This window comes from Enterococcus casseliflavus (genome assembly GCF_029215545.1).
GTDB lineage: Bacteria > Bacillota > Bacilli > Lactobacillales > Enterococcaceae > Enterococcus_D > Enterococcus_D casseliflavus.
In genome coordinates, this window is sequence record NZ_CP119393.1 from 331873 (window position 1) to 351415 (window position 19543).

General features: G+C 44.6%; 21 protein-coding genes. 16 read left to right on the forward strand and 5 right to left on the reverse strand.

The genetic code is table 11. The features are described 5' to 3' along the window. Positions 1 to 945 (forward strand): 3'-5' exoribonuclease YhaM family protein, encoded by a 945-nt coding sequence (locus tag P0G38_RS01630; RefSeq protein WP_026008117.1) that lies wholly within the window; start codon positions 1 to 3, stop codon positions 943 to 945. A gap of 169 nt (positions 946 to 1114) precedes the next feature. On the opposite strand, the gene P0G38_RS01635 is transcribed toward P0G38_RS01630, so the two are convergent. The 3 genes from P0G38_RS01635 to P0G38_RS01645 form a co-directional block, all read right to left on the reverse strand. Further along, entirely contained in the window at positions 1115 to 2149 is a 1035-nt protein-coding gene (locus P0G38_RS01635) for a peptidylprolyl isomerase (RefSeq protein ID WP_275853825.1), read from the reverse strand. A 115-nt stretch (positions 2150 to 2264) separates the two neighbouring features. Further along, a complete protein-coding gene (locus tag P0G38_RS01640) occupies positions 2265 to 2639 on the reverse strand; it encodes a YtxH domain-containing protein (protein WP_275853827.1) in 375 nt (124 codons plus the stop codon). Next, positions 2640 to 3065, reverse strand: coding sequence for an HIT family protein (locus P0G38_RS01645; protein ID WP_275853829.1), 426 nt, complete (start codon positions 3063 to 3065; stop codon positions 2640 to 2642). Between the two features lie 211 nt (positions 3066 to 3276). Between P0G38_RS01645 and P0G38_RS01650 the strand changes: the two genes are divergently transcribed. The 15 genes from P0G38_RS01650 (at position 3277) to P0G38_RS01720 (ending at position 15393) form a co-directional block, all read left to right on the forward strand. Beyond that, the gene (locus P0G38_RS01650) at positions 3277 to 3756 is read left to right on the forward strand and encodes a hypothetical protein (protein ID WP_275853831.1); all 480 of its coding nucleotides are present in this window, start codon (positions 3277 to 3279) and stop codon (positions 3754 to 3756) included. 78 nt (positions 3757 to 3834) lie between these two features. Then, positions 3835 to 4569 carry an ABC transporter ATP-binding protein gene (locus tag P0G38_RS01655; protein ID WP_005227728.1) on the forward strand — a complete coding sequence of 245 codons (735 nt, stop codon included), beginning with the start codon at positions 3835 to 3837 and terminating at the stop codon, positions 4567 to 4569. After that, complete coding sequence (locus tag P0G38_RS01660) at positions 4566 to 5777, forward strand: ABC transporter permease (RefSeq protein WP_275853834.1); 1212 nt, start codon at positions 4566 to 4568, stop codon at positions 5775 to 5777. Before P0G38_RS01655 ends, P0G38_RS01660 begins: the two co-directional genes overlap by 4 nt. 104 nt (positions 5778 to 5881) lie before the next feature. Then, the gene (locus tag P0G38_RS01665; RefSeq protein ID WP_005227730.1) at positions 5882 to 6661 is read left to right on the forward strand and encodes a phosphotransferase family protein; all 780 of its coding nucleotides are present in this window, start codon (positions 5882 to 5884) and stop codon (positions 6659 to 6661) included. Positions 6662 to 6718: 57 nt separating this feature from the next. After that, positions 6719 to 7375 (forward strand): tRNA (guanosine(46)-N7)-methyltransferase TrmB, encoded by a 657-nt coding sequence (gene trmB / locus P0G38_RS01670; RefSeq protein ID WP_015510485.1) that lies wholly within the window; start codon positions 6719 to 6721, stop codon positions 7373 to 7375. Positions 7376 to 7463: 88 nt separating this feature from the next. Continuing rightward, positions 7464 to 8426, forward strand: a complete 963-nt coding sequence (gene comGA / locus P0G38_RS01675; RefSeq protein ID WP_159160629.1) for a competence type IV pilus ATPase ComGA — start codon at positions 7464 to 7466, stop codon at positions 8424 to 8426. Then, positions 8380 to 9408 carry a competence type IV pilus assembly protein ComGB gene (comGB, locus tag P0G38_RS01680; protein WP_034869028.1) on the forward strand — a complete coding sequence of 343 codons (1029 nt, stop codon included), beginning with the start codon at positions 8380 to 8382 and terminating at the stop codon, positions 9406 to 9408. The genes comGA and comGB overlap by 47 nt, the downstream gene beginning before the upstream one ends. Then, on the forward strand, positions 9405 to 9710 hold the full coding sequence (gene comGC, locus P0G38_RS01685) for a competence type IV pilus major pilin ComGC (protein ID WP_010749024.1): 306 nt from the start codon (positions 9405 to 9407) through the stop codon (positions 9708 to 9710). The genes comGB and comGC overlap by 4 nt, the downstream gene beginning before the upstream one ends. Beyond that, positions 9694 to 10158 carry a competence type IV pilus minor pilin ComGD gene (gene comGD / locus P0G38_RS01690; protein ID WP_016609962.1) on the forward strand — a complete coding sequence of 155 codons (465 nt, stop codon included), beginning with the start codon at positions 9694 to 9696 and terminating at the stop codon, positions 10156 to 10158. Before comGC ends, comGD begins: the two co-directional genes overlap by 17 nt. Continuing rightward, positions 10139 to 10453, forward strand: a complete 315-nt coding sequence (locus P0G38_RS01695; protein WP_015510481.1) for a PilV family protein — start codon at positions 10139 to 10141, stop codon at positions 10451 to 10453. Before comGD ends, P0G38_RS01695 begins: the two co-directional genes overlap by 20 nt. After that, positions 10443 to 10868: a competence type IV pilus minor pilin ComGF gene (gene comGF / locus P0G38_RS01700; protein WP_005227741.1), complete on the forward strand. Its 426-nt coding sequence runs from the start codon at positions 10443 to 10445 to the stop codon at positions 10866 to 10868. The genes P0G38_RS01695 and comGF overlap by 11 nt, the downstream gene beginning before the upstream one ends. Further along, positions 10831 to 11202, forward strand: coding sequence for a competence type IV pilus minor pilin ComGG (gene comGG / locus P0G38_RS01705; RefSeq protein WP_015510479.1), 372 nt, complete (start codon positions 10831 to 10833; stop codon positions 11200 to 11202). Before comGF ends, comGG begins: the two co-directional genes overlap by 38 nt. 167 nt (positions 11203 to 11369) lie before the next feature. Next, positions 11370 to 12374, forward strand: a complete 1005-nt coding sequence (locus P0G38_RS01710) for a class I SAM-dependent methyltransferase (RefSeq protein ID WP_008382040.1) — start codon at positions 11370 to 11372, stop codon at positions 12372 to 12374. A gap of 24 nt (positions 12375 to 12398) precedes the next feature. After that, positions 12399 to 13583: an acetate/propionate family kinase gene (locus tag P0G38_RS01715; protein ID WP_005233419.1), complete on the forward strand. Its 1185-nt coding sequence runs from the start codon at positions 12399 to 12401 to the stop codon at positions 13581 to 13583. Between the two features lie 349 nt (positions 13584 to 13932). Beyond that, the gene (locus P0G38_RS01720) at positions 13933 to 15393 is read left to right on the forward strand and encodes a peptide MFS transporter (RefSeq protein ID WP_005227746.1); all 1461 of its coding nucleotides are present in this window, start codon (positions 13933 to 13935) and stop codon (positions 15391 to 15393) included. A gap of 95 nt (positions 15394 to 15488) precedes the next feature. On the opposite strand, the gene abc-f is transcribed toward P0G38_RS01720, so the two are convergent. Together abc-f and P0G38_RS01730 are read right to left on the reverse strand one after the other, a co-directional pair. Then, the gene (abc-f, locus tag P0G38_RS01725; protein WP_034869033.1) at positions 15489 to 17072 is read right to left on the reverse strand and encodes a ribosomal protection-like ABC-F family protein; all 1584 of its coding nucleotides are present in this window, start codon (positions 17070 to 17072) and stop codon (positions 15489 to 15491) included. A 313-nt stretch (positions 17073 to 17385) separates the two neighbouring features. Next, positions 17386 to 19386: a KUP/HAK/KT family potassium transporter gene (locus tag P0G38_RS01730; protein ID WP_275853847.1), complete on the reverse strand. Its 2001-nt coding sequence runs from the start codon at positions 19384 to 19386 to the stop codon at positions 17386 to 17388. Positions 19387 to 19543: the final 157 nt, after the last annotated feature.

Consider the following 19543-nt stretch of genomic DNA (forward strand, 5'->3'; position numbering starts at 1 on the left):
ATGAAAAAAATTCGTGAATTAACTGTTGATGAAACGTTTCAACTTTTCTTACTGATCAAAAATGCCGATGTACGGATCGCGAAAAACGGCAAAAAGTTTATTGCCTTCACGTTTCAGGATACATCTGGCACGATCGATGGAAAGTTTTGGGATGCATCAGATGAAGAAATCGCCCGTTTTGAACCCGGGAAAGTGGTACTACTAGATGGGAAACGAGAAGTTTACCAAGGCAATCCGCAAGTCAAAATCATGCATTTGCGTTTAGCGAAGCCGGAAGAACCCCACGAACCAAGCCAATACATGGAAAAAGCGCCCTTGCGAAAAGAAGAGATGGAAGAAGAAATCAGTCAAACCTTGTTTGAGATCACAAATCCTCACTGGAATCGCATCGTCCGTTTCTTGTTGAACAAGTATAAAAAGGAATTCTTTGACTTTCCAGCTGCGAAGCGCAATCACCATGCCTTCGCCAGTGGATTGGCGTATCATACGACAACTATGCTGCGCTTAGGAAAAGCGATCGTCAAAGAATACCCTGAATTAAATGCGTCTCTGCTGTATGCGGGCATTATTTTACATGATTTAGGAAAAGTGATCGAGTTGACAGGTCCCATGACGACAGAATATACCTTAGCGGGGAATCTAGTAGGGCATTTGGTCTTAGTGGATGAAGAAATCACGCAAGCCTGTATTGCTTTGAAATTTGATGACAAACAAGAAGACATCGTTGTTTTGCGGCATATGGTCTTAGCCCACCATGGCTTATTAGAATATGGGTCACCTGTTCGGCCCCGCATAATGGAAGCGGAGATCCTCCATCAGATCGATAATTTGGATGCTTCCATGCAAATGATGCTGACCTCGATCCGCCTGACAGAACCTGGTCAATACACAGACCGAATTTTTGGCATGGACAATCGGAGTTTTTATGTACCGAAAGAAGTGTAGCAGTGATGTTGCAGCTTGATCGATCAAAGTGAATGATAGAAAGAATAAAAACCACGCTAGGCTTGCTTAGCGTGGTTTTTTTAGCTGCTGGAAAAGCAGTTGGATCGTAGATAGAAATCTAATCGGCACAAAAAAGAAGCACCGCTATGACGGCACTTCTTTTTTTTGTTTATTCAGCAGAAGAATCTGTAGCACTTTCACTTGTTGCAGTAGAATCATCGGTTGCCTCAGTAGCAGAAGAATCTGCTGCAGAGCTGTCTGTTGCATCCGTTGCAGAAGAGTCAGCAGTTGAATCTTCTGTTTCGGCCGCTGTGATGTAATCAGAAAGCAAGTCTGCTAAGTCAGAGTCTTTCATTTTCACATTAGCTGCTTGCAATTCTTGACCGATCGTTGCTGCCATAAAGGTTGAATCATTCAACAAAGTGTTTTGAGCAATTTCAGTCAATTCATCTTTGTATTTATCCATATCATTGCCTTTGTCTTGGTTTTTCACCATTTTCACGATATAGTATTCTGTCGTGTAAGTTGACGTGTTGGTTGCAGAGATCACTTCAGAGATTTCACCATCTTTTAAATCAAAAGCGGCTGTTTTTACTTCACTTGGTACAGCTGATGAAGTAGAATCGAATTTGATCGTTCCGCCATCTTCTTTTGTTGCCGCATCCGTTGATTTTTCTTTAGCGATTTCGCCAAAGTCTGCATCATCTTTTTTCGCTTCTTCTAAGACGTCTTTGGCATCATCTTCACTTGCTACTTTGATGATTTGTGCTTCTACTTCAGGGTGGAAAGAATCCCAAGCAGTTTTCATGTCTTCATCAGTGATATCCATGTTGGCTTTTAAGCCTTCACGTAACGCAAGTTGTTGTTTTAATTCTGCACGGTAAGATTTCACCGTATAACCAGAGGCAGTCAATGTTGATTCAAAGGAATCACTGCCGCCGTATTGCTCAGCCACGTTGTTGAATTGTTCGTCGATCATTTCTTCCGTTACGTCATCGCCGTATTTTTCATTAAAGACTTTCAAGACGATCATTTCACGCAACGCATTTTGGTTTTCTGAACTTGTTTTTGCTTTGTCATAAAAATCTTGAACAGTGATTTTACCGCCCTTCATTGTTGCGATTTCCTCACTTGAGTTTCCACAAGCCGCTAATGCAAAAAGACTCATTGCACTGACTGCTACTAAAAGTAATTTTTTCTTCATTCGTTTAAGCACTCCTAATTCTAAAAAGATTCATAATAATCACTGCACCTACTATACCACTTCTAGAAATGGTTGGGAAGAAAACAGTGGATGTTTCAAACAAAATTCATAAAAACTACAAATTTTCGATTTGTTTGTCATCCTCTGCGCTTTGGGCTTGAATCGTCGTAATGTGTTGATTCAATTGCTCCATTTGGGTCTTGATCCGAGCAAGGCGCGGTTGTGCTTGGAATTTGAAGGCTTCCAAATCTTTCGTGAAAGATTCGGTCACAACTGGGATCGTTTCCTCGATCGTTTTGCGGGTCACCATTACGGCATCTTTTAGCTGTTTGACTCTGTCATTGAATTCTAAGGTCGCCTCTGTCGTGTCATCTAAATAGCGAATCAATTCTTCACGGGTTTCATTGCCGCTTTTCGGTGCAAAAAGCAAACCGCCTAAGCCGCCGGCGATGGACCCGAATAATAGTCCTTTAAGAAAATTGCCGATCATTTAGTCCACCTGCTTTCCAATTTTTTCGGCGATTGCCGCTAGTTCTTCCCCCGTGTAATTGTCTGCGTGATTGCCAAAATGGATCTTGAAATCATCGTCTTTGCTGTAACGAGGAATCAAATGGACATGGGAATGGAAGACCGATTGGTACGCCAATTCTTTATTGTTGTTGATGATATTTAAGCCTTCGATCTCAGGGAATGCTTTTTCGATCGCCCGAGCAATCTTAGGGATGCGGGCAAAAACCGCTACTGCCAACGTTTCATCGTACTCAAAAATATCCGTCACATGGGTTTTGGGAATCACCAATGTATGACCAGGGGTGACTTGGGAAATATCTAAAAAGGCATAAACTTGCTCATCCTCGTAGACTTTGTAGCTAGGGATCTCACGATTGTTGATTTTACAAAAAATACAATTTTCCATTGTAAAAAACCTCCTTGATCTATTACCTCTACTTTACCATATTTTGCTTTTTTTCGTCTGGTTTCCTCTTTGAAAAAGTCGGAACAAGGCAACTGTTCCTTCAACAAAGGCGCTTTTTTAAAGAAATGCGAAAAGCGAGCGAGAAACGCTTGCATTTAGATTCCAACAACCCTAGACTTAATATCAGAAATCAATTGGAAAGAAGGAACCTATGAAACCGATCATCAAAGAAACCTTACAGAAAAAAACAACGACTTCAGCGAAGCTCCGCTACTTGGCTTATGCCTATAAAGAATGGTTGATTGCGATCACGCTTTTTGTGGTGTTCGCAGGTTCGATCACCTATTCGCTAACGCGCCCAAAAGAAGAAGTAGTCAATGCCGCCATCGTCACTGAAACAGCGATGGACCCTACGGTGCAAAGTGAATTAGAGACAGCCGTTGAGACCTGGGCGATCGACCAAGGGTATCAAAAAGAAGAGCTGAGGATCAGTCTGGTTTCCTATGCTGAACCAGCTGCTGTTCAAGCCTTTACTACCCGCCTTGCCGCCGGTGCGATCCAAATGGTCGTTTTTCCAGCGAGTGATGCACAACTGTGGCAAGAACGCTTTGGCAGCCAAGAATTGCCGCAAGAAACCATTACAGTGGGAGAAAACGAATTTATCTTACAAGTCACGAATAAAGAAAAATAGGCAACGGTTTTGCTAGCGGATTGAAAAAAAGAGCCTACGTTGACAGAAAGCCGTAATTAGGCGAATCGGAGGAAAAGAATGACTTTACAAGTAGCGAATGTGACAGGCGGTTATAACCAGCTGCCAGTCTTAAAAAATATTGATTTTACGATCGGCGATGGTGAGCTCGTTGGTCTGATTGGCTTGAATGGGGCGGGGAAGAGTACGACGATCAAAGAAATCATCGGGTTACTGCAACCTCACAGCGGGACGATCACGATCGACGGCTTGACCTTGAAGGAGAACCCAGAGCAATACCGCAAACAAATCGGGTATATTCCCGAAACCCCATCTTTATATGAAGAATTGACCTTAAGAGAGCACATTGAAGTGACAGCGATGGCCTATGACCTTCCGCAAGAAGAAGCCATGAAGCGAGCGGAGCGTTTGTTAAAAACCTTTCGCTTAGAAAACAAACTCGATTGGTTCCCAGCAAACTTCTCAAAAGGGATGAAACAAAAAGTCATGGTGCTGTGTGCCTTTTTGATTGAGCCAAGCGTCTACATCATTGATGAACCTTTTCTAGGATTAGATCCTTTAGCGATCAATGCGTTATTGGAACTGATGAATGAGATGAAACAAACCGGGGCATCAATTTTGATGTCCACCCACATTTTAGCAACCGCAGAGAAGTATTGTGACAAATTCATCCTACTGCATAACGGTGAAATCCGCGCACAAGGGACATTGGCGCAGCTAAGAAGTCAATTTCAAGCACCAGAAGCCTCCCTTGATGATCTGTACCTCGCACTGACAAAGGAGAGTCAAGCATGAAGCAGTTTTTCTCGCAACGCTTACAGCGGCATCAAAAACAGATGACACGCTATTTGCGCTATGTCTTCAATGATCATTTTGCTTTGATCAGCACCTTCTTAGTGGGAGGTCTGGGGCTGTATTATTCAGAATTGCTAAAAACATTGCCGCGGCCGTTTCCATTAGGCGGCATCATCGTGGTCACTGTTTGGCTCTTTGTTTTACCGCTGGGACGCTTAGCGACACTGACGAAACCGGCAGATTTGATTTTTCTGTTAGCCAAAGAAGGGCAAATGAGAAGTTACCTCAGTCAAGCCCTGCGTTATTCCCTCTGGCTGCCCTTTGGGGTCTTATTTTTAGCCGTAGGAGCAACGATGCCTTTAGTCGTGGTCACCGCAAACAGTACATTTGCTTCCTTTCCCTTCTTTTTAGGAATGATGTGGCTGTTAAAACTGGGGGATCTTTCACTGCAGAGGATTCGGTTGTATCAAGAAACACATCAGCAAGTCAAACAGCAGCGAGGAATCTGGTTCGCCAGTGCGTTAGCTGCCACACTTGCCAGTATTTATGTAGCACCTTGGCTAGGGTTGGTGATCAGCATCCTCCAAGCAATCTGGTTCCTCTTTGGCGTGAAATCTAATCGTCAGCTCTTGGATTGGGACTATATGATCCAAGCTGAGCAATCACGCTTATTACGGATCTATCGGTTTATCAACTTGTTTACAGATGTTCCCCAAATCACGACGGAAGCCAAACGGCGCAAATACCTCGACTGGTTGCTGGCAAAGATCAAACCAGCCCAAAGCAATACGTATCTTTATCTTTACTTGCGCCGAGTGATTCGTGGTGGGCAATACGGCGGTCTTTATGTTCGTTTATCCTTGATTGGTGGCTTCGTCTTATTCTTTGTCGATGAGCTTTGGATCAGTCTGCTGATTGGCTGCTTGTTTCTTTATCTGATCGGTTTCCAACTGATCCCTTTGATCAATGAATTTCAATACATGGTTTTGACCCATTTGTATCCCGTGCCAGAAAAACAAAAAGCCGCAGCAATCAAAAAAATTATCGGGTCACTTTTGCTTGTGACGACTGTTTTTTTCGGCGTGATCTGTTGCTTGCGCTTGCCCGTTGTTTGGCAAGGGGGCATCGCTTTTGTGGGCTTCTTCCTCTTTACGGGTCTTTTTTTAGGCATCTACTTGCCAGGGCGATTAAAGAAAATGCACGCCTGATCCTCAGGAAACCTCTCTTACAAAAAGCGAACGCATATGCGCTTGACGGCAACCCTTTAGGAAGCTAGAATAAGAGGTACTGCGAAATAAGGAGAGAAGCTAGGATGGATATTCGCTTGGATCAAGATTGGCGTATGCGGCCGATCAAAGGCGACACCGGGAAAGCCTATATCGGGCTCAAGGACAACGACAAAGTCTTTATCAAACGAAATACGACCCCGATGCTTGCGGCACTCTCTAAAGAGGGCATTGCACCCAAACTCGTCTGGACGAAACGGACGGGAAATGGGGATACGCTCTCCGCACAAGAATGGCTGGATGGACGGGTCTTAGATCCCGATGAGATCGGCCAAAGAAATGACGTCATTGATGTGTTGTATCACTTGCATCATTCAAAAACGCTGGCACAGATGCTAAGCAAAATCGGCGGACAAGTCAGATCGCCTGAACAAATGCTGATGGATTATCAAGATCAGCTGCCTTCTGCGGTGGCTCAAAACCGTTTTATTCATTTGGTCACCGAGTATTTAAAAGCCAATATTCCAGCTTTTGACGAGCAAAAAGCCGCGGTCGTCCATGGCGATGTCAATTATCGAAATTGGCTGGTTTGTCAAAACTATTTGTATTTAGTCGATTGGGATTCCGTGATGTTTGCAGATCCAGCAATCGATATCGGGACTATTTTAGGTCACTATGTGCCGCTATCCAGCTGGTCCCATTGGCTGGTGCGCTACGGTATCCATAGCAGCAGCGAAGTGATCGAAAAAATTTATTGGTATGCATTGTTGAGTATGCTGCAAGAGGTCAAAAAATATTATCTGCGGGGCGATTACAAAGCCATGAATGCAGAGATTTTACAATTAAAACGAATTTATAGTGAATGAAGAGAAGATGGAGCGAGGCAATTTGGTTCCATCTTGTTTTTTCGGAAAGGAAGAAACATGAGAGTAAGAAAACGTGCAGGTGCAAAAGAGCTGATTGAAGCTCATCCACAATACGTCGTTGCAGAGCCTACCGAATGGAAAGGGCGTTGGCATGAACGCTTTGGCAATGATCATCCGCTACACATCGAGATCGGCATGGGAAAAGGTCAATTTATTACGGAAATGGCGAAAGCTCATCCCGAAATCAATTATATTGGGGTAGAGATGCAGATCAGTGTCGTTTCGATCGCACTGGATAAAATGATCGAGCAGGAGATCCCAAACTTGCAGCTGCTGCATGTGGATGGTTCGGCTTTGACCAACTATTTTGAAGACAATGAAGTAGACCAGATCTATTTGAATTTTTCTGATCCATGGCCTAAGAAGAAGCATGAGAAGCGCCGTTTGACTTCTAAAGCCTTTTTAGCGGTGGACGAGCAAATTTTACGACCTAATGGCGAAATCCATTTCAAAACGGACAACCAAGGATTGTTTGAGTATTCCTTAGCGAGCTTTTCTCAATATGGCATGATCATCAAACAAGTTTGGTTGGACCTGCATAACAGTACCTTTGAGAACAATATCATGACGGAATATGAAGAAAAATTCTCAAGCCGCGGGCAGCGAATCTATCGGGTGGAAGCCCAATTTGTGGCAAAAGACCCGCAGGAATAAAGAAGTGACGAAAGACGAAGCAAATTTGCTTCGTCTTTTTTTTCTATTCTCAAAAGGCTTGCGTATTTCTTTTTAGGAGGGATAAGTCGTGGATATTCAAGCATTCTCAGATGAGTTGATTCACTATGGCAGACAAGAACGCATGCAGGATCTGGCCATTTTGCCGAGCGGTACACAGATGGAGGTGATTTTCAGTAAAAGCTATCTCAGAAAGACCTATCAAGTACTGACCAACGAAGAAGCCCAGCAGCTGATCACTCGCTTCAAATTTTTAGGAGGAATGGAGGTGGGAGAACGACGCAAAGCTCAGTTAGGAGCAGTCAGTTATCCGTTAGGCGATCAGCTGCAGCGGCTGCGCATCTCCGCAGTCGGTGATTACCAAGGGCGTGAAAGTCTCGTGATGCGGTTTCTTTATCCTTTGACTCAGGAGCACCTGCGCTATTTTTTTGCAGAAGACGTCCAGCAGATCCAACAGGCAACCAAACAAAGAGGGCTGTATTTGTTTTCTGGCCCCACTGGCTCAGGGAAATCGACCCTCATGTATCAATTAGCTCGGGCAACCAAGGGGCAAATCATTACCATCGAAGATCCTGTGGAGATCGAGGAGCCGCGCTTTTTACAGCTGCAAACCAATTTGAAGATCGAACAAGACTATGATGAATTGATTCGCTTGTCCTTGCGGCATCGTCCAGACCTGCTTTTGATCGGCGAGATTCGTAACAAAGAAACGGCGCAAGCCGCTGTACGAGCCGCTCTGACAGGTCACCGAGTATTTGCCACGATCCATGCCCGAGGTGTAGCAGAAACCAAGACACGGCTGCTGGAATTGCTCGGGACAGACGATCGTCTGGCACATGCGCTGCAAGGGATCATTTATCAGCGATTGTTGCCAAATGAAGCGAATGAACCTCATGGATTGCTGGCATATCACTTTTATGAGGGGCAAGTGGAAAAACAGTGGCAGCAGGTATTAAAACAAGTGAAAGAAAGTGGGTGGATCAGCGATGAAGTTTATGAAAAAGAAGCCCCAGCTACCACGCCGTGCAACTGAAGCCCTCTTAGTCACCTTCACGGTGTTATTGGAGAGTGGCTTTTCCCTACAAGAAAGCCTCCAAGTGCTGCTGCGCAGCCGCCAGTTTTCTGAACCTGTGATCGAACAGCTAATTGTCCATCTCGCCCAAGGGCAAAGCTTTGCAGCAGCGGTAGCGCCGTTGTCGTTATCGGCTACTGAAAAAAGTCAGCTTCATTTAGCAGAAAATCATGGGGATCTCACGGCGACCTTGCGGCGGATGGTCGACTACCATAAATTGGTCAACAAGCAAAAACAGCTGCTGTACAAAGTAGCTGCCTATCCGCTTTTGTTACTGGTCTTTTTAATAGCTGCGCTTTTTGGGATGCACCGCTTTTTATTGCCCCAATTGCTAGCCTCTGGCATGATCGACGAAGGTCATTGGGGCATTCGCGCCATCACTTGGGCACCAGCAGTACTTATCCTCTTCTTGTTGTTAAGTGTGCTGCTTTTTGTGATCAGCCGCTGGGTGTTTGCCCGCCGCACTGCCTTGCAAAAAGCTGTGTTTTTCAGCCACCTGCCATTGTTCGGAGCATTGTACACGAGTTATCACACGAGTTTTTTCGCATTGGAATGGGGCAAGTTGTTTCAGCAAGGGTTAGATATCCAACAGATCATCGAGTGTATGGAGCACACCAATAAAGCTACCTTGATCCAAGAATTAGCACGAGAACTGCGAGTGACCTTGACACTTGGGGGCGAACTCCCAGAAAAACTTCGTCATTTCTCGTTTCTCACACCCGAATTTTCTTTGATCGTCTTTCAAGGAGAAGTACGAGGAAAGTTAGGAGAAGAGCTTTTTTTATACAGTCAATTATTGATGGAACGCTTGTTTCAACGAATCGAAAAAGCCATTCACTGGGTTCAGCCTCTGATTTTTTTGTTGGTTGCTTTAATGATCGTTGGGATCTATGCCGCTATGTTTTTACCAATCTATGGAAATATCCAAGGAGTGATCGAATGATAGAAAAGAAAGTAGCATCTCCTCGCAAGCAGGGGATTTGGCGTGTCAAAAAAGGCTTTACATTGGTTGAAATGCTAGTCGTTTTATTAGTGATCAGTATTTTGGTTTTGTTGTTTGTCCCAAATCTTGCCAATCAAAGAGGAATCATTGATGAGAAAGGAAATGCGGCGATCGTGAAAGTAGTGGAAACCCAGATCGAACTCTTTCGTCTAAATGAAGATCGGGTGCCTTCGAAAGAAGAATTGATTGCAGAAGGGTATGTATCTGAGGAACAATATGCGATTTATGAGCAGGGAAAGTGAGAACAATGGCACTAGGGGATTTTCTGGGTTTACCTTGATGGAAAGTCTCTTGGTACTCTTGGTCAGTAGTCTCTTTCTCTTTTTCCCCGTCGTGGCTATCGAGTACTATCAACGCTCTGCGGAAGTTTTCGGCTTTTGTGCTCGCTTAGAAAAAGGACTCTATACCTTGCAGCAATCGGCCATCATCGATAACACACAAACCCGAGCAATCTATCAAGCAGAGCCAACACCAACTGTTTCATTTTACGGCGCTGCAACTGAGCCAGTCACCAAGATCGACGTTCCTCCTCAACTAGCGATGCAGGCGTTTCCCGATATTCTTTTTAGTAGTCAATCCGGCAACAACAGCAGTCTGCGAAGGATCATTTTCTATTGGCAGGAGAAAAAGCAAACCATCAGCTATAAGTTTTTATTTGGGAGTGGCCGTTATGAAAAAATCGTTGAATAGTGGGTTCATCTTAGCAGAAAGCCTGATTGGCTTTGGGGTCTTGGCAACTTGTGTGTTACTGTTTTTAGCAATGCAGACCGCTTCACTGACGCAAAGTGCGGCATTGCAAGAAAAAGCCCAAATGCTGCGGGTGCTGTATGAAGAAGTCCAGAACCACTCCTTTGATGCGTCAACCATTACCTACACGACGCAGCGTCAGGCAGTCTATCAAGTTCGCTTTTGGCAAGCAGCGCAGCATCAACAGGCACGCATCCAAAGTTGCGAGCAGCTCTGGGAGATCGTGTATGAAGAGTAAAGGCTTTACTTTGTTGGAGTGTCTGTTGTCTTTATGGGTATTGGCGATCTGCTTATTGCTGATCAGCGGGATCGTTAAGCACCTCGCACCCGTCAATCAGCAGATCATGGCTCGCAAAGATCAAGAATGGCATGTGTTTTTGTTTCAGCTGGAACGGGAATTAAGTACCTGTACCTATCTATCGGTCAGTGAGACCACACTGTATTTGCGAAGCAGTCAAAACAATTCGGTCACCATCGATCGCATCAATCGCGTGCTGCGAAAGCGGGACAACAATGGGTATCAACCACTATTGACAGAAGTAACGGATGTGTCTTTTGAGAAAATTGGCGCAGCGATCCGCTTTACCGTTTCCTTTGAGAATGGAGAGCAGAAAATTGGACAATGGAAAATTCACACACAAGAGGCGGCATAAAGGCGGTATTTTACTCACAGCATTGTTGTTTGTGCAGCTGTTGAGCTTGATGTTATTGCTAGTGTTAGAAAACAGCCGCACAACAGCCCTTTTTTATACAAAAACCATTGAAACCTATGAAGCCCGCATCATGAGCGAACTGTTTCATGCGGAATTCTTGCAAAACGAATTGGCAGATCAAGGGTCACGACTTTATAATGTAGGAAAGTTGACCTATGAACGGCAAGGACAACTCTTACAGATCGAGTGCCATGTCAAAAGCCGCCGCTTTACATTTACCTTTTTGTTACCTGAAGAAGAGCCTGAAATAGACACAGATGACCAAGAAGAATAGTACAGGAAAAGGATGGTTGTTTCGACCATCCTTTTTCATACAGAAATAGAAAAAGAATGTTTACAGCTTCACAAATTATTCTAAACGAAAGCGATTGATTATTTTGGATGAATCGGCTAAAATTAAACAGGTATATATGTTGTTATAGTTTTGAAAAGAGGTGCAAGATGTCCGCAGAAAAAATGGAAACGTCTTTTCATTTGACCGTTGAAGCGATCCAACTGCTTCAAAACGCATTGGAAACGTCTTTTTTTGATGCTTACGTAGAGACGATCGAAAATTTTGTTGATCAATACCAAGTTCGCGTGATCGATGGGGTACCAGATGAAGCAACTGCTGCTCGTTTAGAAACCATCTATCAAGAAATTCGAGCAATGGAACTATCGGCAGAAGAAAAACGCAAGCTTGCGCAGTTGGTTTTGTTGAAAGGCAGCCAAACGGAGCGCCTGCAGGCCAATCACCAACTGACACCAGATAGTCTTGGGTTTTTATTCGTCTATTTGATCGAGCAGTTGAGTAGTGCCGACCAACCAGTGAAACTTCTTGATTTATCGGTAGGCATGGGGAATCTCTTATTGACAGTCTTGCTGAATCTGCAATTAGCGAAGCGTCCAGTAGAAGGAACCGGTGTGGATATTGACGAAACCTTGTTGGCGATCGCAGCTGCGACTGGCGAATGGACCAAAGCGCCCTTGCATTTGTTCCATCAAGATGGCTTGCAAGAGCTTTTGATCGAACCGATGGATCTGGCGATCAGCGATCTACCGGTGGGCTATTACCCACAAGATGACAAAGCCCGCAGCTTCATTACGGCGGCTCCAGAAGGGCACAGTTACGCCCATCATTTGTTGATGGAACAAGCGATGAACTATGTCAAAGCTGGCGGTTACGGTTTGTTCTTAGTACCAAGCAACTTCTTGGAAACGGAACAGAGTGAATTTTTGAAAAAATGGCTGAAAGAAAAGGTTTATTTGCAAGGAATGATTCAGCTTCCTGAAGAACTCTTTAAAAATGAACATTCACGTAAAAGTATTTTGCTTTTACAAAACCATGGAGGGACAAGCAAACAAGCAGACGAAGTCTTGCTGGTCAAGCTAGCCTCACTGAAAGAACCAAAGAACATCACAAAACTTTTTGAACAATTTGCGGCTTGGAAAGCAGCAAATCTGTAATATAATTCGGATAAGGAGATCATCATGTCAAAAACAATCGCAATCAATGCTGGAAGTTCAAGTTTAAAATGGCAATTATATCAAATGCCAGAGGAAACAGTTGTCGCTAAAGGAATCGTTGAACGAATCGGTTTGAAAGATTCTATCTTTACCATCAAATATGGGGAAGATCAAAAATTCGAACAAATCATCGACATCAACGATCACGAAGTAGCTGTAAAAATGTTATTGGATCAACTGATCGAATTAAACATTTTAGGTGCCTATGATGAAATCACTGGCGTCGGTCACCGCGTCGTTCACGGCGGAGAAGATTTCCCTGATTCAGTTGTGATCACAGACGAAGTGATGGAACGCATCCAAGCATTGGCTGAATTTGCACCATTACACAACCCAGCAAACTTGATGGGGATCACTGCTTTCAAAAAAATCTTGCCAGAAATCATCAGTGTCGCTGTTTTTGATACTTCTTTCCATGCAACGATGCCAAAACACAATTACCTATACAGCTTGCCATTAGAGTACTATAACGAATTTAAAGTACGTAAATACGGCTTCCACGGTACAAGCCACCGTTATGTTTCTGAGCGTGCAGCAGAAATGTTAGGTAAACCAATCGAAGAATTAAAAATCATCACTTGCCATCTAGGGAACGGTGCGTCGATCACTGCGGTTGACGGCGGAAAATCAGTAGATACATCAATGGGCTTCACGCCATTAGCTGGTGTAACGATGGGCACACGTTCAGGTGACATCGATCCTGCTGTTTTGCCTTACTTAATGGAAAAATTAGATTTGAATATCGATGAAATGGTGGATGTTTTAAACAAAAAATCTGGTTTATTAGGTTTAACTGGTATTTCCAGCGACATGCGCGATCTAGAAGCAAACTACGACAAAGAAGAAGTCAAAGTTGCTTATGACGTCTTTACTGACCGCATCCGTAAATACATCGGTGGCTATGTCACAACAATGAACGGTGTTGATGCGATCGTCTTTACTGCTGGTATCGGTGAAAATGATGCCCACGTCCGCAGCGAAGTTATCAAAGGCATGACTTGGTTTGGTTGCGAATTAGATGCCGATCAAAATGCAAAACGCGGCGAAGAATTAGTGATCTCAACTGAAGAGTCAAAAGTCAAAGTACTTTTGATCCCAACAGATGAAGAATTAATGATCGCTCGTGATGTGGAACGTTTACGCGGCTAATTCTTAGAATAGAAGAGTAAGCACATGCAAGAGAAATGCTTGCATGTGCTTTTTTTGTAGGAAAGTCCGCAAAATGGGGCTAGAGAGAAAAAATTGGTGAAGACCAGTTTCTAATTTTTTAAACAGAAAATTTAATAATTATACATATGAAAATTGGCTCATACTGCACCTATGGGGAGGGCTTCTCATTTTGCTTTCATTTGAATTTAAATTTCCCTCCTTTTTTACAAGATGTTCTCAGGGAAATACCCTTGTAAAAGTTGCCAAATGGGAATAAACTGGCATTTGTGAATTTTCAGAAAAATTCCGCTATTTTATTTTCATTAATTTTTATAAGGGGCCATTACATATGGAAAAAGAAAAAACATTCTTAGGTCAGCCGCGAGGGCTGTCGACTTTATTCTTCACGGAAATGTGGGAACGATTCAGTTATTATGGTATGCGGGCGATTCTGGTGTACTTCATGTACGATGCAGTTGCCAACGGCGGCTTAGGGTTGCCAAAAGGAACGGCTGTGGCGATCATGTCGATTTACGGTTCCTTAGTGTATATGTCAAGTATTGTTGGCGGTTGGATCTCGGACCGTCTGTTAGGATCAAATAAATCCGTCTTTTATGGTGGGATCTTGATCATGTTAGGACACATCGTTTTGGCAACACCTTTAGGGATTCCAGCGTTGTTTGTGTCCATGATGCTGATCGTCATCGGAACCGGACTCTTGAAATCCAACGTGTCGGGTATGGTGGGGCATTTATACAGCAAAGACGATATCCGTCGGGATGCTGGTTTCTCGATTTTCTATATGGGGATCAATATTGGCGGCTTGTTAGCACCGATCATCGTCGGGATCTTAGGACAAGAGGTCAACTACCACTTAGGCTTTTCGATTGCTGCCATCGGGATGTTCATCGGTTTGGTGCAGTATTATGTGCAAGGAAAAACCACGTTGAAAAGTGTAGCGATCGCGCCAACGAATCCCTTATCGGCAGCCGAAAAGAAAACCTTCTTCCGAGCAGTCGTTCTGGTTCTTCTCGCATTGGCAGTGTTGTTTGGCGCAGCAGCTGCAACTGGCCATCTGACGGTTGATTTCTTCATCAACTTTATCAGTGTTCTAGGTATTTTCTTACCAATCTACTACTTTACCAAAATGCTCCGTTCGAAAGATGTCACACCAGATGAAAAGAAAAAAGTGTTGGCCTACATTCCGCTGTTTTTGTCAGCGATCGTCTTTTGGTCATTGGAAGAACAAGGCTCATCGATCTTGGCATTGTTTGCCGCTGACCGTACGCAATCAACGTTATTCGGCATCAATATTCCAGCAAGTTTGTATCAAACCTTAAATCCACTTTTTGTCGTCTTACTGACACCTGTCTTTGTCTGGTTGTGGACCAAATTAGGCTCTCGTCAGCCACGGACAGAAGTGAAGTTTGCCATCGGTTTAGTCTTAGCCGGTTTGTCCTTTCTATTGCTAATGCTGCCAAGCCTCTTGTTTGGAGTTGAAGAACGGGTCAGCCCATTATGGTTGGTATTGAGCTTCTTCATTATGATTGCAGGGGAAATGTGTCTTTCACCGGTGGGCTTGTCGGTGACGACTAAACTAGCGCCGAAAGCCTTCGAAGCACAAACCTTGGCGATTTGGTTATTAGCAGACGCTTCTTCACAAGCCATCAATGCGCAAATCGCTCGGTTCTACACACCGCAAACAGAAGGGATGTACTATGGCATCGTCGGCGGAGTAGCCGTTGTTGTCGGCATCATCTTGTATTTAGCTAGAAAACCGATCCGCAATTTGATTGGCAACATTCATTGATCAAAAAATAAAAACTTGATTTTCCGCCTATGCATGGATTGAACAACCCATGCATATCGTAGGAAAATCAAGTTTTTTTGTTGCGAATCAATGTCTTAGTCAATCAAGGGGCTCAGGGACTGGCGCGTGATTTGCTGCTGTGCAATGACCAGGGCCTCTTGGAAGTGCTGCTGTAAAAAGTAGCGGTCATGGCTGACTGCCAGCAGGGTCCCTTGATAATCTTGCAGCATTTCTTCAATTTCTTCTCGGGCATAGCTGTCGAGGTGATTGGTTGGTTCATCCAAAATCAGGACGTTGATTTTTTCTAAAAAGAGTTTCAGTAACGCCAAACGGATTTTTTCACCACCAGATAAATCTTTGATTCGTTTGGCCACATCACTTTGATAAAACCCACTTTTGGCCAATTGCCGACGAGCAGCCTCTTCGTTTCCTGTCAACGTCTGTACGTAGGCCAACAAGCGGCTCTCAGGATCGTCAAACTGTAGCTGTTGGGGCAAATAACCGATTTGTAAGCTGCTGCCGCGCTTGATAGTGCCGCCGCTAGGAAGCTCCTCACCGAGAAGTAATTTGAGTAAGGTTGATTTTCCGGTACCATTGTCGCCGATGATGGCTAGATGCTCCCCACGGTAGATTGCAAAACTGCTGTCTTTGAATAGGAGCTGATCGGTATATTGCTGGTGCAAGTCGCGAACCATGAACACCTCTTTGCCTGATTTTCCGCCATTTGTCAAGCCTTGCAGCCGATTTTTCGGGGGCGCTGGCGGTTTGACCAGCGTTAGTTTCGCTAGGCGGCGTTCCAATTCTTTGGCTTTTTTGAAGAAGGATTCATTGTCTCCTTCATGGGCCCACTGGCGAAACCGACGAATCATGACTTTCAGCCGCTGGACTTCTTTTTGCTGCAGTTCGTAATTTTTGGTCAGCTCCGCCAAGCGAGCTTCTTTCAAGACACGAAATCGGCTGTAGTTTCCAGGATACTCAATCAAGGCGCCTTCTTCCAGTTCCCAGGTCTTGGTGGTGACTTGATCGAGAAAGTGCCGATCGTGCGAAACGACTAGAACCGCTTTTTTCGTATTCTGTAAATAATTTTCCAACCAGCGGATACTGGAAAGATCCAAGTGATTGGTTGGTTCATCCAGTAGCAGCAAGTCAGCATCGGCAACTAGCACTTTGGCTAAAGCGACTTTGACCCGTTCACCGCCGCTAAGCTCTGTTAACCGTGCGTCCTGCCGATGGGGAATTCCTAAGCCTTGTAAGATCGTAGAAATTCGGTCTTCCAATCCATAACCGCCCAGCTCTTCAAAGCGCTGCTGCAGCTCGCCATAACGGATCAGACACTTCTCTAAATCAGTATCGGGTTCTGCCATCAATGCTTCGTAATGGCTCATTTGTTGTTTGAGTTCTTGAATGGTAGCAGCAGAATGGAGCAGGTAGTGGGTAACGGTTGCTTCAGAAACTGTCAGCTCTTGCTCGACCGTCCCGATCCTTAAGCCTTTTTGGCGGCTGATAACGCCGCTATCGACGCCTTCACTGCCAGTCAAGATTTGTAAAAAGGTTGATTTGCCCGTACCGTTGATGCCGACTAGGGCAATTTTTTCCCCAGCTTCGATTTGGCAGGCTAACTCCTCAAATAACGGATTCCCGCCGATGGTTTTTTTAATAGCAATTGCTTGTATAATCATGATCTCTCTCCTTGAGACCACTCAAAAAGGCCATGGATATCCATGGCCAGTGTTATTTAAACTCAGATTTTCTTGAGAAAAATACCTTGAGATGGCCATTGATTTTACGTAAATGTAACTGTTTTGGACAGACTCGTCCCGTCAACAGCAACTGTAAAACCAATTGCATGGCTAAATGCGATATGGTATCGTTGGTAATTTTCATTACTTGTTATTTTAGTCATGCGCATCATGGTAGTTTCCCCTCCTTTGTGTCTTTGTCTTTTCAGTGTACCTGAAAGTATCAGAAAGTTCAACCAGTACTGGCGGTTTCTTAGCGTTCCTCGATGCGTAATTCTGTCAGAGAGCTTTCTTTCATCTGACCGATGACTAATGGAACGGTCTCATGAACCACATCACTGTATTCTAAGCCGAACCAGCGTTCAGGTGAAATGGTATGGCGTTTGATAAAAAGCTTCGTCTGCATGACTTGCTTCTGCCATTTGCTTAATGCAGTTGCATTCGACAGCTCTTCTTCGATCATCACGAATTGGAAATCGCCCACATTGCGTCCAGGCGTTAAGGAGTAGCGTTGCGGCTGCAGCGGCAAGCGACCATCTTTCATCAATTCTTGAATGATTTGGCGAATGTAGAGATTGACTTCTTGCGGCACCCGAAAGCCGAGATAAAGCTTTAGTTTAACGATAAAATCGGTATCTGCCATCGAAACTTCATATTTTTTCGTATAGGGTTCGTCGGTGACTTCCACATTGACGAACCAATACACTTTGGCACGTTTTGGCCGTTTGTCTAAAATGGAATAGATGAACTGCTGACCGATCTGATCGTCTTGCAGTTTAGGAACCATGAAGACGACGTTCGTCTGAGATAACGGCAAAGAATCATCTTCCCGCAACTGTTTCAATTGAGGGATGTAGGTAGAAAGCGCAACTTCTTCGGCAGCATTTTCTTGAATACGATTGCCCCATTCCCAAATCAGCATCACGCCGATGATCACGCTGGCTAATAAGATGGCAACGTAACCGCCATGGAAAAATTTGGTCGCACTGGAGATAAAGAAAATCCCCTCGATCGCTGCAAAAAAGAGCGTGATGAACGGTGCCAAGAAACGGGTCTTCTTGTTTTGGTGCAAGTAGAAATACAGCAAAATAGTGGTCATCAACATCGTTACCGTAATGGCCAATCCATAAGCAGCTTCCATCCGAGTAGAGGTCTGGAAGAACAAGACCACGCCAGAACAGGCGATCCACAGCAAGGTGTTCAAGGCAGGAATGTACATTTGCCCGATAGACGCTCCCGGATAGATGATTTGCATCCGCGGCAATAGTTTCAACTTGATGGCTTCAGAAACCAAGGTAAAGGAGCCAGACAGCAGGGCTTGCGAAGCAATGATGGCAGCGAGGGTGGCAAAGCTGACACCAAAGACTGTCCACCCTTGCGGCAACGCTTGGAAGAATGGATTCAAGTTTTCGATTTCTTGATAAGTCGGGTTTTGATAGACTTGCAGCAACCACGCAGCTTGACCAAAGTAATTCAGCATCAAGCAGATTTTGATATAGGGCCAGCTGGCATAAATGTTTTTCTTGCCCACGTGACCTAAGTCTGAGTAGAGGGCTTCCGCACCAGTCGTTGCCAAAAAGATATTGCCGAGAATAAAGAGACCGGCACTGTTATCGGGACTAAAGAGCAAATTGATCGCATAACGGGGATCAAGGGCGCGAATCACCGAAAGGTCACCAGAAAAGTTCATCACACCGACGATGCCTAAGAAGGTGAACCAGCCTAGCATGATCGGTCCGAAGGCTTTGCCGACAAACTCAGTCCCAAAGCGCTGCAGAGCAAAGAGGACCAATAAGATTGCTAAGGTGATGCCGACGATGATCGATTGATCATTGCCGAAGCGATCAAAAAAGACTGGAATCCCCCGTAATCCTTCGATGGCAGTGGTCACCGTCACAGCTGGCGTCAACACGCCATCTGCTAGCAGGGCTGCGCCCCCGATGATTGCTGGAATAATCAAATAGCGGCTGTTTTTACGAACGAGAGTATAAAGGGAGAAAATCCCGCCTTCTCCATGATTATCCGCGTTTAATGCGATCAAGACGTACTTGATCGTCGTTAGCAAGGTCAGCGTCCAAAAGACGAGCGAGACGCTGCCTAAGATAAAATCGGGTGTTAAGGTGCGTAGTCCGCCATTGTCCTCCACCAGTGCTTTCATTACGTAAAGCGGGCTCGTACCGATATCACCGTAGACCACCCCCATGGCGACTAAAAGTCCGCCGGCGGTCACTTTTTTCATTTTGCTTGAACTCATTGACTGTTTTCCCTCCATTTTAAACTGCAAAAAGACCTAAGCGGCCCCTTGCCACTTAGGTCTTGCAAGAAACATCTTAAACCAGCGGATTCCCGCTTGCTGTTGATCTAAGATCATGGAACGATCCATGTGCTACTCCCCTAAAGTGCTCTTATTA

What these genes read in the sequence shown, in the direction of transcription:
- P0G38_RS01630 (WP_026008117.1), top strand. Translation starts at nt 1, where the DNA reads ATGAAAAAAATTCGTGAATTAACTGTTGATGAAACGTTTCAACTTTTC.
- P0G38_RS01635 (WP_275853825.1), bottom strand. Translation starts at nt 2,149, where the DNA reads ATGAAGAAAAAATTACTTTTAGTAGCAGTCAGTGCAATGAGTCTTTTT.
- P0G38_RS01640 (WP_275853827.1), bottom strand. Translation starts at nt 2,639, where the DNA reads ATGATCGGCAATTTTCTTAAAGGACTATTATTCGGGTCCATCGCCGGC.
- P0G38_RS01645 (WP_275853829.1), bottom strand. Translation starts at nt 3,065, where the DNA reads ATGGAAAATTGTATTTTTTGTAAAATCAACAATCGTGAGATCCCTAGC.
- P0G38_RS01650 (WP_275853831.1), top strand. Translation starts at nt 3,277, where the DNA reads ATGAAACCGATCATCAAAGAAACCTTACAGAAAAAAACAACGACTTCA.
- P0G38_RS01655 (WP_005227728.1), top strand. Translation starts at nt 3,835, where the DNA reads ATGACTTTACAAGTAGCGAATGTGACAGGCGGTTATAACCAGCTGCCA.
- P0G38_RS01660 (WP_275853834.1), top strand. Translation starts at nt 4,566, where the DNA reads ATGAAGCAGTTTTTCTCGCAACGCTTACAGCGGCATCAAAAACAGATG.
- P0G38_RS01665 (WP_005227730.1), top strand. Translation starts at nt 5,882, where the DNA reads ATGGATATTCGCTTGGATCAAGATTGGCGTATGCGGCCGATCAAAGGC.
- trmB (WP_015510485.1), top strand. Translation starts at nt 6,719, where the DNA reads ATGAGAGTAAGAAAACGTGCAGGTGCAAAAGAGCTGATTGAAGCTCAT.
- comGB (WP_034869028.1), top strand. Translation starts at nt 8,380, where the DNA reads ATGAAGTTTATGAAAAAGAAGCCCCAGCTACCACGCCGTGCAACTGAA.
- comGC (WP_010749024.1), top strand. Translation starts at nt 9,405, where the DNA reads ATGATAGAAAAGAAAGTAGCATCTCCTCGCAAGCAGGGGATTTGGCGT.
- comGD (WP_016609962.1), top strand. Translation starts at nt 9,694, where the DNA reads ATGAGCAGGGAAAGTGAGAACAATGGCACTAGGGGATTTTCTGGGTTT.
- P0G38_RS01695 (WP_015510481.1), top strand. Translation starts at nt 10,139, where the DNA reads ATGAAAAAATCGTTGAATAGTGGGTTCATCTTAGCAGAAAGCCTGATT.
- comGF (WP_005227741.1), top strand. Translation starts at nt 10,443, where the DNA reads ATGAAGAGTAAAGGCTTTACTTTGTTGGAGTGTCTGTTGTCTTTATGG.
- P0G38_RS01710 (WP_008382040.1), top strand. Translation starts at nt 11,370, where the DNA reads ATGTCCGCAGAAAAAATGGAAACGTCTTTTCATTTGACCGTTGAAGCG.
- P0G38_RS01715 (WP_005233419.1), top strand. Translation starts at nt 12,399, where the DNA reads ATGTCAAAAACAATCGCAATCAATGCTGGAAGTTCAAGTTTAAAATGG.
- P0G38_RS01720 (WP_005227746.1), top strand. Translation starts at nt 13,933, where the DNA reads ATGGAAAAAGAAAAAACATTCTTAGGTCAGCCGCGAGGGCTGTCGACT.
- abc-f (WP_034869033.1), bottom strand. Translation starts at nt 17,072, where the DNA reads ATGATTATACAAGCAATTGCTATTAAAAAAACCATCGGCGGGAATCCG.
- P0G38_RS01730 (WP_275853847.1), bottom strand. Translation starts at nt 19,386, where the DNA reads ATGAGTTCAAGCAAAATGAAAAAAGTGACCGCCGGCGGACTTTTAGTC.